This window comes from Candidatus Poribacteria bacterium, assembly GCA_021295715.1.
In the GTDB taxonomy this organism is placed as follows: Bacteria; Poribacteria; WGA-4E; order WGA-4E; family WGA-3G; genus WGA-3G.
On sequence record JAGWBV010000064.1, the window covers coordinates 47,117 to 59,118 of the forward strand.

Annotated in this window: 9 protein-coding genes; 3 read left to right on the forward strand and 6 right to left on the reverse strand. The window is 49.7% G+C overall.

Annotation, left to right across the window (positions count from 1 at the left end; translation table 11 throughout):
- Window positions 1-201 precede the first annotated feature (201 nt).
- On the forward strand, window positions 202-1,188 hold the full coding sequence (locus tag J4G07_15955) for an aldo/keto reductase (protein MCE2415484.1): 987 nt from the start codon (window positions 202-204) through the stop codon (window positions 1,186-1,188).
- A 312-nt stretch (window positions 1,189-1,500) separates the two neighbouring features.
- On the opposite strand, the gene J4G07_15960 is transcribed toward J4G07_15955, so the two are convergent.
- The 3 genes from J4G07_15960 to J4G07_15970 all read right to left on the reverse strand — a co-directional run bounded on the left by J4G07_15960 (window position 1,501) and on the right by J4G07_15970 (window position 5,462).
- On the reverse strand, window positions 1,501-2,673 hold the full coding sequence (locus J4G07_15960) for a hypothetical protein (protein MCE2415485.1): 1,173 nt from the start codon (window positions 2,671-2,673) through the stop codon (window positions 1,501-1,503).
- Window positions 2,674-2,906: 233 nt separating this feature from the next.
- Window positions 2,907-3,944: a sodium:calcium antiporter gene (locus tag J4G07_15965; protein ID MCE2415486.1), complete on the reverse strand. Its 1,038-nt coding sequence runs from the start codon at window positions 3,942-3,944 to the stop codon at window positions 2,907-2,909.
- A 75-nt stretch (window positions 3,945-4,019) separates the two neighbouring features.
- Complete coding sequence (locus tag J4G07_15970; protein ID MCE2415487.1) at window positions 4,020-5,462, reverse strand: hypothetical protein; 1,443 nt, start codon at window positions 5,460-5,462, stop codon at window positions 4,020-4,022.
- A 1,151-nt stretch (window positions 5,463-6,613) separates the two neighbouring features.
- Here J4G07_15970 and J4G07_15975 point away from each other — a divergent pair.
- The gene (locus tag J4G07_15975) at window positions 6,614-7,348 is read left to right on the forward strand and encodes a hypothetical protein (GenBank protein ID MCE2415488.1); all 735 of its coding nucleotides are present in this window, start codon (window positions 6,614-6,616) and stop codon (window positions 7,346-7,348) included.
- Window positions 7,349-7,394: 46 nt separating this feature from the next.
- Here the strand turns inward: J4G07_15975 and J4G07_15980 are convergent, their stop codons facing one another.
- Window positions 7,395-9,335, reverse strand: a complete 1,941-nt coding sequence (locus J4G07_15980) for a hypothetical protein (GenBank protein ID MCE2415489.1) — start codon at window positions 9,333-9,335, stop codon at window positions 7,395-7,397.
- Window positions 9,336-9,491: 156 nt separating this feature from the next.
- Between J4G07_15980 and J4G07_15985 the strand changes: the two genes are divergently transcribed.
- Window positions 9,492-10,634 carry a mandelate racemase/muconate lactonizing enzyme family protein gene (locus J4G07_15985; protein ID MCE2415490.1) on the forward strand — a complete coding sequence of 381 codons (1,143 nt, stop codon included), beginning with the start codon at window positions 9,492-9,494 and terminating at the stop codon, window positions 10,632-10,634.
- A gap of 57 nt (window positions 10,635-10,691) precedes the next feature.
- Here the strand turns inward: J4G07_15985 and J4G07_15990 are convergent, their stop codons facing one another.
- Together J4G07_15990 and J4G07_15995 are read right to left on the reverse strand one after the other, a co-directional pair.
- Window positions 10,692-11,585: a D-2-hydroxyacid dehydrogenase gene (locus tag J4G07_15990; GenBank protein MCE2415491.1), complete on the reverse strand. Its 894-nt coding sequence runs from the start codon at window positions 11,583-11,585 to the stop codon at window positions 10,692-10,694.
- A gap of 90 nt (window positions 11,586-11,675) precedes the next feature.
- The coding region (locus J4G07_15995; GenBank protein MCE2415492.1) for a hypothetical protein at window positions 11,676-12,002 on the reverse strand (327 nt) is incomplete at its 5' end.

Genomic DNA, 12,002 nt, shown 5'->3' on the forward strand with positions numbered 1-12,002 from the left:
TGCGTTTGATAGTATTGTCAGTTGGGTTGAAGGGATTTTCCCTGTAGGGGCAGTCCCTTGTGGCTGCCCACATCCATCTATATTTTTTATCTTCATTCAATCTCATCTGTTTAGAAAAATCAATCTACAAGTTCCCTTAGACGCGGTAGGTGCGGTTTCTAACCGCATAGGTTGTCTTGAGGAGGTTAAGGAAATTTGTCTATGGAATATGTCAATTTTGGAAAAGCAGGGGTTAAGGTGAGTCCACTCGCATTGGGTTTAGGACTCAGAGGACAAGGTGATGCGAATGAAGCCCAAAGACTCGTTGAACACGCCATTGATTCCGGTATCAACTTCATCGATTGTGCCAACATCTATGGTCTTATGGACGATCGCGCCAACATCGGTCGTTCTGAGGAGGTGCTCGGTAAAGCGATTCAGGGCAAACGCGATGACGTTGTGATTACGTCGAAGGTGTTCAGTCAGATCGGTCCAGGTCCGAACGATCAGGGGTTGTCGAGATACCATATCATGCGGGAGGTAGAACGTTCCTTGAAACGGATCAACACCGATCATATTGATATCTACCTCATCCATGCCCCTGATGAAACGACACCACAAGAGGAGACTGTCCGCGCCATGGATGATCTGGTGCGTTCAGGCAAGGTTCGCTATATCGGATGTTGTAACCATCAAGCGTGGCAGGCGTGCAAGGCACTCTGGATCGCCGATCGGATTAACGCAACGCCTTATATGTGTCTTCAGAACATGTATAACCTGCTGAATCGGGATATGGAAACCGAGTTGTTCGGTTTAGTCCGTGAGGAAGGCTTGGGCGTTATGTGTTATAGTCCGTTAGCAGTGGGTTTGTTGAGTGGTGTTTACGCACCGGGTGAACCGCCTCCGGCTGGCACGTTGTGGGGGACACGTTTGCGTGAGGAATTTGCGCAGCGGATGAGTGGTGAGACCGGACGGGTGATCCTAACCCTTAAGCGACTCGCAGCGGAGTTGGGAAAAACGCCCGCGCAATTGGCTGTGGCGTGGGTACTATCCCATCCAGAGGTTACCGTCGCAATCAGTGGTAGCGATACGATTGAGCAGCTTGACGATACACTTGGCGGTGTCGGTTGGGAACTTGATCCGTCGGTTCGGGAGGAGTTAGACGAGGTATCTCGTTCGTTTGTGCGTCTCATCGCACCGCCGGCATAATGGCTGTTGGCGTTCAATCTTTGTAGGTTGGGTTGAACGGAAATTAACTAAAGATCGCTTGTAGAGATATGCCCTAAGATTCACTCAGGAACCAAAATCTCCGAAATACGAGTGAAACCCAACACTTTTTATCTCTGGAGGGTTGTTTGCTGGGTTTCGCTATATTCTATCTACACGAAGGAGTAATGGGAAATAGGATTCTTCCGATAAGCATAGTAAATCTGCTGCATTGACCGCTCAACCCAACCTACACATTTATAAAGAATAAACAAAAGAGGCGGATCCGAAGATCCGCCTCTATATTTTATGCCATTAGGATACGGTTTGGTATTGTTCCCACGCTTCGCCTGCAGCAGCGGCTTGACGTTCCAGTTCGGTTCGCCATCCAACCACTTCACCGGCTTTAATGCGTTGGATGTCAAAGCCTGCGTAGCGATCTTCGAGCCTGTCGCCGAGTTTCAGGTTTGCTGCCCAGCGATCCCATGCCGTTTTCATCCATTCGTGTGGGAGTGCCTCACGGACGGCGGGATCGAGTTGCCATGCGAATCGGGCATCGGCGACTTTCGGCTCCTCATCGGACGGACCGCCCCACTTCGACCAACCGATGGAAAGCGTATTGCGTTCACGCTCAGGCACGGTCTGTCCGGTATGGATGGTCACGCCGTTACGGATGAGTGCCTCGCCTGCCTTGAGTCGAATCGCGACCTGTCCAGGGAGCGGATCTGTCCCGTTCCAACTCGGTGTGTAGGGAACTCCCTGATCCTTCATGGATTGTGGGAGTAGCACGTCGTGTTCAAGCGGAGTACGCCAGCGACTGTGACTGCCCTGAACGAGTTCATGACATTCGTCGTCCGCGAGTGCCAAAAACATACCTACACCGTTCCGTTCGGTAATTCGCTTCTCATTCTCTTCCTGAATTTCTTTCCAGCGGATCCGTTCTACCGCCTCGGAATAGGCTTCGGGACCTTCTTGGCGACTTTCTTGTGAGAAGTAACTCTCTCCAGTGCCCCACCAAGTTGTGTCTCTGTGCCATCCGAGTCTATTCTCTTTTTTCCGGGGATTGCACCACAGGAGTATGTTCGTCATGACGAGGTCTTCAGGCTCCGCGCCACACCACGACTTGACGAACCCGGTGAAATCTGGCGATCCGTAAAATTCAGTGAAAGCGGGTTCTTTAAATGCTGGATGGATGATGCCTCGGATTGCCCACGGTTCGTTCTCGCCTGCCCGGTGAACGTATCCCTTTGAGCAGTCGATAATATCATAGCCGTTCTCTGGCGCGCAGGCTTGTGTAACCCGTCTGCCAGCCTCTCGGAGGATCGGAATCCACGGATTGTCGACAAAGTCATTGATGATAACAAAACCGTGTTCCCTTAAATGTGCCAATCTTTCAGGTGTCGCACCTGGAGCCGAAAGTTCAGGTTTGAAATCCGCAAACGCAGGCGCGCGGTAAACTTCTTTCGCAGGGGATTGATTGTTACTCATTAGCTGCCTCCTTTAAACCTTATGAAAAAGTGGTCGAAACTTGGCATTGTATTGTGACATTCTCTCGCAAATTTGTCAAGGATTACGATGTTTCATTGTGATTATCAGTCATTGGATTTATGGTTTTCAGTTTGCCTCGCAGTGAGAGTTAAGAGGTTTTCGTTTAAAGATACCCTCTTAACTGATAACCGATAACTGAAAGGATTTTCGGAGAAAATCCGAACCGACAACTATTAATGCATTTCAACCGAAAGGACATAACTCAGGATTGTCACCAGAAGCCATGTAGCGACCAGAACGATCCCGAACGGACGTTTCAATTGATCGCCCGATACGAAGATTCCACACCGGAAGACAATCAGGATAAACAGCATCGCTGGGAACAGGAACTGGAAGAATTGACCGTCTGCCTGCAAACCGCCTTGCGTTGCCGAAGCGGAGACGCCAGCGACAAAGAGCACATTGAGAATATCGGCACCGATGATGTTGCCGACCGCCAATTCGCCGTGTCCGCGTCTGACTGCCGTTATTGCCGTCACCAGTTCCGGGAGCGATGTGCCGAACGCAACGAGTGTCGCGGAAATAATGTGTTTCGGGACCCCTATCCGCTCCGCCATGACGCTCACGGTCGGAATCAGAAGCTGCGCGGAGACGACGATGATCGCAATTGACCCGATGAGTTTAAGAAGCGTTCCGACACCACTTGCTTCCTCTGCCTCCGTTTCTTCTCCAATCTCAGGATTCGCGCCTGCTGCACTTGCCCACCGGATGGATTGATAGATGTATAACGCCAAGAGTATAACGAAGACGACACCGACGAGTTGTGGTAAAATGCCACCTTGCGTGAAGACTTTCGCTGGGGAGGTCCACGGGAAACAGCCAAGCACAAGCAGGATACCGGCACCGACTTGGACGTTTGACAGCCGTGAAGCCAATTGGCGATTGAGGGGGAGGGGCGCGATGAGGGATGCCAATCCGAGAATGAGTCCCGTATCGCAAATGATTGAACCGACTGCGTTGCCGAGCGCAAGCCCCGGTTTTCCTTGTATTGCCGAGAGCACAGAGACTGCCGCCTCTGGAGTTGTGGTGCCGATACTCACGATCGTCGCACCGATGACCGCTTTGCCCAGACCCCATCGGGTTGATAGGATGACGGCTTCATCGACGAGCCAATCTGCACCTTTGCCGAGTGTGTAAAGTGTTACCGCTATTATCGCAAAAAGAGCCAGGCTGGGTAACCCGTTAGCAAGTTCTGTAATCCATTGTTCCATTAACTTTACCTTTCCGGGAGATATAGGATGTTGATTTCCAGAGAATAGATTAACATATACCTTTGGTGAAGTCAATTAGTTTTCAGGGGTGTGTGAATATTTTGGCAGCGTCCCCATATCTGAAATCCTGCCCAGATCCTCTTCCGCAATAGGGATATTAAACACGGCGCGATGGACTTGCATCACTGCTTTTCTGAGTGTCGGCAGCGGCTGTTGATTCTCATCGGTGGTGCTAAATGATACTTCTCTAATAACAGTTTTTGGGAACCAGATATCCGGCGCAAATTTCTCGATTTGGTATGTATAGCGGGTGAGGGTGTACTCTGTTTCAAGCGGTATGGGTTTCAGTCGTTCCCCAGGGGCTTCGTCGGGTGCTACGCCTAATACACTTCTGTTGTGCATGCGCACGCGAGTCGGACGGTAATCTTTTTCTGCATCCAACCAGATTTCAATATCACTGTCGGCAGGTCCGCTCCTGCGCCCAGTCAGGAGATAGTGCGCGGAGTTTTCCACGTTAACCTGTTGGACATCCGTCGGTTTGAAGAAGCGAAACAGGTCTGTGAGTCTCAGATTCCAAAGGGGCCAACTCCACCAATGTGGGTCGAAGTGCGGTTTAAAATAGCGTGCGGACATCTTCTGGGGTCGATACTTTTTCCATTCGGTCCCGACCTTTTCCCAGATATGCAGTATATTGCGCAGTATCCGATATTGATGATGGGTTTCTTGCCAGTCTTCGAGGGATTGTCCGTGGAACGACATCTTATAACGCGCTTTGACCTCGTAATTTCGACGATCTCCGTCAAATTTGTAGGTGATGTGCCAGTATCCTGTCTCTTCGTATTGATGTCCATTTTCCACATACGTCACCGCATTTGCGGGTAATTGTTTATCTGTCGCTTGGCTCAGTGTGATGGAGAATTCGATGATTCCGCTTTTGAGTTTCGCGTCGTAGGTTTCTGTGCCGGTCATTATATGCGCCAGCAGTTGCCTTGCTTCCGCAGGTAGCACATACAATGGCTTTAGGATCTGTCCGTTCCAAAGTTCCAAAAAGCGGTCGCGGGGGATAACAGTCGCTGCGCCGTGTATGGCGTTTTGGGGCGTTCCGAAGATACGTACCCATTTCTCGGTAGCTTCCTCAACGACAATGAAATACCCCAATGTAATAGCGTTGGCACTTAGGTGTTCATCATCAAACGGCATTTTCAACGGAACGATAGCCGGTGTTTCAAGTAATTGTAGATGCGTATAGTTGAGACGCTGTTCCAGTAATTCAAGTCCGATCTCCCTTGCCGTATTAATAAGTATCACAGAGTTGGGAGTTCTTTGTCCGTTGGCTTCTTGGAAGAAGACATTTTTGACGTGTGCCCGCGATACCTCAATGCCTAAACTGTTCGCAAGGTGGTGAAGGCTGGTGACAGCAGAAGTCTGGTTGCTACCAAAAAGTCGGTGCTCTGGTGCTGCGGAGGCAGAAGAGGATAGAAGCAAGGTGATAAGGAGAAAGCAAGCGAACTGTTTCATGATATGTGATTATAATGGAAGGGACGGAGGTAGCCCCGAAATCTTTTTATTCCATCTCTAAAAGTTTATATCGCATTATCCTCGCCGTTCCCCCAGACCCGGTAGGTGCGGTTTTGCAGTGTACTCGTCCCAGTTCATGCCACACGGAGAACCTGAATACCGTTGATTCATGCGATCTGCATTCCTAACCGCACTATACATGTCAATTTTAGAAAAAGGAAACTTTGGTTCCCAGACCGGTAGGTGCGGTTTCCTAACCGCACCGAGTTTGGTGTAAAATTAATTACAGAATCCACTATAAGAGAAATCATCAATCAGAATTGGTATGAGTTGTGTATTTCCACAATTAGTGAGAGCATAGCATGTATTGAAAAAAAAGTGAAGATTGGTGTTTCCCGCAGGTGCATCGGGCGCAAACGCACCCACCGCTGCTGGCGAGGTATCATGGAGATTAATTTTTTACGTTGGGAATTCCCCTATCCTCACGAGATGGGTATAATCCCTGCTGGCGAGGTTTCCCAACCTAATACTATAGTTTGGACAATTTCTGTCGGATTCGTGCCCAGTTTTCAAAGCATTTCTGATTTTTCTCAACGTTTCTTACACAAACGCAATTCGCAGAAAAATAAACTCTGATGAACTAAAGGGCAGCCCCAGAGGGGCGAAAGGTGTATAGAAACGCCATATCTGCCAAGCCATAAGCCCCAGAGGGGCGAAAGGTGTATCTTTAAAAAACGTTTGACTTTGTCAGAAATTCAGATATAATAACCCGTGTGCTACCTAATACGTTTTGGGTGTTTAACACAGATTTTTTAGGAAAAGAAACTCTTTACACCCCGTATGGAGTGTAATAAAATATTTGGGTAATTCCATGTTCCACCAGACCCGGTAGGTGCGGTTTTGTGGCGTACTCGCCCCGCCGAGTGCCACACGCGCACTCCGCACCGGGCATCGGTAAAAATTACCCGATTAAATTCTTAATCTTCATTAGGGGTGCTATGTGAATGAGAAACTGGCAACTTGGGTTATAAGAATAGGACTTACGCACTTCCCCGGTAGGGTCTTTCACCTAACCGCACCGAATCCTGTGAAAATAGGTGAAATTTGGTCATTTTGCGTAAGTCCTAAAGAACAAAACTTTCAGGAGGCTCATGATGATAACGTTAAAGCGAACTTTGGTATTCAGTTTCGGACTCCTGTTTTTAGGAGTCAATGCGTTTGGTAACGTGTGGTACAGTGAGAATTTTGACGACTTCAAAGAGGGTGACATCGTTGGGCAAGATGACTGGAAAACAGCAATGAACCAAAAAACTTGCCAAATTGGTAGCGAGGTGAAGCGCGGTGACACAGGCAAAAGCATTCTGATTACAGAAAACACAATGGTCACCAGAAGTTTCGATGGAACTCATGATGGAATTCAGTACACGTCATTATTCACGCGACGGGAAAAAGGCGCAGGCACCATGCTGTTTTATATCGGTGGAGATGCCATTAAGTGGGGCGGGGCTGCCGTGTTTAATATTTCGACGGATGCCGCTATCAACGCACTCGATGGCAATGCCGGGCAAAAGGTAACGGATGCGAAATTCGGTGAATGGCATCATTTCCGCATCGTGCTCGACTTTAAAAAGAAAACCTATGACTTTTACGTCGATGACGAACAAGTCGTCGATGATTTCGGTTTTAGAGGCGAAGGGGGCAAAGGCGGCGTGAATCCGAGTCTCAGCTGGATCTTCTTCGGTTGGGATCACCCCACTGAGCTGACTGCTTATATTGATGACATTGAAATGGGAGACGGTGAGGGCGAAACGGCTGGCAAACCGCAAGCGGTTTCTGCTTTAGACAAACTCACGACCACTTGGGGAAGTATCAAGCAGCGATTGTAGTATATGTTCATGCGATGGTCAAAGTCTGTCAGTTAACGGTTCTGGTTTAGTAGTAAAACGTATACGTCGGTCTGTCAAGGAGAATGCTTAAGATATTCCAGAAACTCCCCATGGTAAAGTCACCGAGTGCCAAGCCGAGAAAGAGCGGGACTGTTTTCCGATAGAGACCGAGTCCGCCGTATTTTAGCACACTCCATTTGGCGACGGTGCTGATGATAAACGCTGCCCAGAAAAGGTGGAGATGGAAGGATACGCCGTAACCGAGGGGATGAATCGGCCACCAGAACAACCGACTGCGAACCGCTGAGAGTAGAAGCGTCGCAGAGAAACCGATTGTTATCGCGGTAATGTGTCCGCTATTTGCATCTTGCGGTGCGGTGAGCCACCCCTCAAGGAAGCGATACGCCCGTCCGCCAAAGCTATTAATCTGTCCACCGACCTTTCCTGAATTAACGCCGAGTTCAAAGAAGGTATCTACCAGCATAAGGATGCACAACGGCATTGCGATGAGGATCAACGTAAGCATCAGACGGGATAATCCTTTTACGTCGAGGTTGCCGCGCTCGGCGAGTTTAAACGCTTCGAGTTGGTGCGGCATCGGATGGCTCCGATTGTCTCTATTGAACCAGAAAAAGAGCGCGAACCACGTCAGATTGCGTGCCCCAATCCGACGCGTGCCGAGCGTGCTCACGAGGCTATGGTGTGGTCCGATAAAGGTTGTTGAGTGAATCGGAAAACCGATTTGTGCTCGAATACGGGTCAACGGCATCGCGATTGTCGCAAAATGTGCCGCAAAAAATAAAATCGCGATCCACAGTGCCATGCCTCCACGCACCGCGAATCCGATGATGAATATCCCACCGAAGACGATCCCTAAAAACGCCGTTCGATAACGCATCGGTTCTTTCGAGTCCGCTGTTGTTCTTTGGGAAAACGCTGTGCGAAATGCCCGCCAGATCTGTCTGCGCGTGCTCCACAGCGCAACCGCACAGATGCCGATATACGCGCCGATGTTCTGCTCATACGGATAAGGAAAGCCGGGGATGTTCTCCAATCCGGTGAGGATGGTGATGAAGTATTGCACTTTATAAAGAAAGAAAAAGAGTAGACACGATGTCAGCAATTCGAAGGGCATCAGGAAGCCGAGTCCAACAGCGAACGGATACACAATAATTGCGTTCCCACCCTGAAGAAAGGCTGTCCACGGCTTTTCAGTGAATAAGGCGTTGAGAGGGATGTGTTTATTCGGAAACGACGGAATTGAAGGAAAAAAGATGTTCAGCCCATTGAGGAGACTGATGATTGCCGCAATGCCGAACCCCCACCACATGGCTCGGTTCCGCAGGAATCGGCTTGTATTGTAGGCGAGTTGATACGGGAGCTCGACAATCGGATACACGAGGCGTTCCTGTTCCGTCCACTGCTTGCGGATGATGACATTGATACACTGCATCACGAAAATAAGCGCGAAGGTGAAGACGCACCACCAGAAGGTCGGGATCAGCCATTTCATTATGTAATGGGTTTCAAAAAAGGGTTCATCACCGAGATAGAACGCACGGAGCACGCTCGCATCGTTGATTGTCAGCCAGTCCGGTAGATAGTCCCAGAACAACTCGCGCCATTCGTTTTCAGGTGTGCCGAAATAGAAGGCGTGAACGATAATTGAGACGAGCGGAAGGAACATGTCGTAGGACATGAACAGCAGGGTCATTGACATCAGGATATAGAGCGTGATTAGTTCACCACCTGTCAGTGCGTGCTTCGCCGCATATTTTTTGACGCCGATGTTGAAAGCGGCAATGATCAGCAGTGTGAAGACAACACTGTAGAAAGGTGCCATCAACGTTGGGAAGGTGTATCGGAGTGCCTCACATTCAATGTGCCATTTGTAGATGAATGGCAAAAGTAACAACGATATAAGGATGGTACGCAGAGTGATTTTTTCAGGGGTCGGTATACGTGTTTGTGGATTTAAAGGAGACATAGTAGGCGTTTAGCGATCCCTCCCCCGGTAGGTGCGGTTTCCCAACCGCACCGGTGTGGTGTGTTCTGGGAGAAATGTGAACCTTCTCCTTGTATTTTACGTTTATTCAGGTAAAAGTTCAAGAGAATCATTGTGAGCATTGGGGAGTGTTTGGTTATGAAAATTACACACGTTGAAGCGTTCGCGCTCCGATACCAAACAGAAGAATCGTCAGAAGAACAGGTAGACAGCTACTACTTACCACCTGAAGGATGGCGTTGCATCTACTCGCGCCACCATGAAACGATGGTTGTGCGGATTACGACATCAGATGGCATCGTCGGGTATGGTGAAGGACAAAGTCCCGTTTCTCCGCGCACATCGAAGACAATCGTTGAGGATCTCTGTCGTCCGATACTGATGGACCAAGACCCGTTTGACGTGGAATACCTTTGGCAACGGATGTTCACGGCGATGCGGGAGCGTGGACACTATACCGGCTTTTTCATCGATGCACTCGCGGGGTGTGACATTGCGCTCTGGGACGTTATTGGGAAAGCGACAGGGAAACCCGTTCACAAAGTACTGGGTGGACGCTACCGCGATCGGATCCCTTTATACGCCGGTGTGGGCGGTAGCACCCCGGAAGGGGCGGTGATACAAGCGGCGAAGCATGTCTCACAGGGATATGGCGGGTTGAAGATTCACTCGACACACAGTCGTGCCGAGATTTTGGATATCGTCGCCGCTGTGCGCGAAGAGGTCGGTCCAAAGATTAAGTTAATGGTGGACCTCCATACCCAATACAGTGTCCCAGAGGCGACGCTGCTCGGACGCGGGCTTGAGGAATTAGACGTGATGTGGTTGGAGTCGCCGACGGCACCGGAGGACATCCCCGGACAAGCGGCATTGGCACAGGCACTGGATATGTCAGTCGCGATTGGGGAATGGACACGCACACGCTTTGAGTTACGGGAGGTATTTGAACGTCGCGCCTGCGACATTACCATGCCCGATATTGCCCGCACAGGGCTCACAGAGGGGAAACGCATCGCAAGCCTCGCCGATACCTATAACATTCCAGTGACACCGCACATCGGAGGCGGTGGCATCCTCTCGATCGCCGCAACGGTGCAATTTTCAGCGACGATCCCTAACTTCCTCATTATGGAGCATTCCCCAGAAGCGTATGAATCGAAAGGGCAGATCACCACACGAAAACCGATGATTGAAGACGGTGCCTTCGTCCTTGATGATATGCCCGGACTCGGTATTGTTATTGATACAGAAGCGTTAGAAGCCTTCGCTATTGACAGTTAATATCCAAACGCTGCGATTTTCTATGACTGACAACAGATGGCTGACGGCTGACGGCTATTAATACCCTTTTTCCTTATCCACAACGTTCGCGAGCGGTTCGCCGTTCACGTATTTGTGCATGTTGTCGATGAAGAGCTCCATTGCACGTTTGGCGATATTCTGCGACGCACCAGCGGTATGGGACGTTAAAATCACATTCGGGAGCGTCCATAATGGATTGTCTTCTGGACACGGCTCCGTATAGGTCACATCCAACCCCGCACCCGCCAGTTTCCCGCTTTTCAGCGCGGCGATCAGCGCATCTTCGTCGACCACTTTACCACGACTGACGTTAATAAAGTAGCATCCATCTGGTAAGGCATCGAATTCCGCATGCGATAGCAACTTGTGCGTCTGAGGTGTGATTGGACAGCAGACCGTCAGAACGTCGCTCCGAGACAAGAATTCCGGGAGCCAGTCGAGTTGCCCCAATTCATCGACGGTGTCCGGCTTCTCCATCGGTTCGGGATCGACAGCAATCACATGGAAGTCGAAGGCTTGGGCACGTTGCGCGACCGCTCTGCCGATACCGCCAAGTCCGAGAATTCCCATCGTCATGCCCGATACCTCAACGCATTGTGTCCACTTCCACTCTTTATCACGCATCAAATCGAGTTGTGTATTGATGCCCCGTGTGAGTGAGAGTAACAACGCGAAGGCGTGTTCGGCGAGTTGGGGTCCATACAGACGCTTGCTGTTTATCAGTGTGATCGGACTCTCTTTGAAGGCGGGATACATTGACCGTTCCACCCCCACGAACGGCTGCATAACCCACTGTAGCGATGTCGCATGTGGGAGGGCATCTTCTGATACGACGCCGTAGAGGATTTCAGTGTCTGAAATGTGATCTTTAAGTTGCTCACCTTCCGATAGAAAGCTGATTTCCATCTCTGCGGGTGCGTCCTTCAGCATATCCGCAACTTCTTGGCTAATTCCACTGGCAATCAAGACTTTGATGTTTATAGAATTTTCTGTGATTATTCTGTAGATAAAATGAATTTGTCAATATGGGCGCGCTTGACGGTCAGTTTTGTTCCACGGTGGATTTACAAGGAACGGCAGCCCTACAGGGATAGGTTTAACGTTCGGGAACAACGAACCCACTCTCGGTTTCAAAACTTTACCGAGGTATGCCTCTACACCGTCGAGTAAGTATGGTGGTATACTCGTCCACGTGACGAGTAAATTCATATGCGCGTATGCTTGAATTTGTGGATCTCTACGATGTGCCGTAATTCTATTTTTGATATTTCCTTGTCCAATTTTGACTGTTATCGGGTTCCCGAGATTATCCCAATACCAGATGATGTAGACCCCTACAAGGTTATC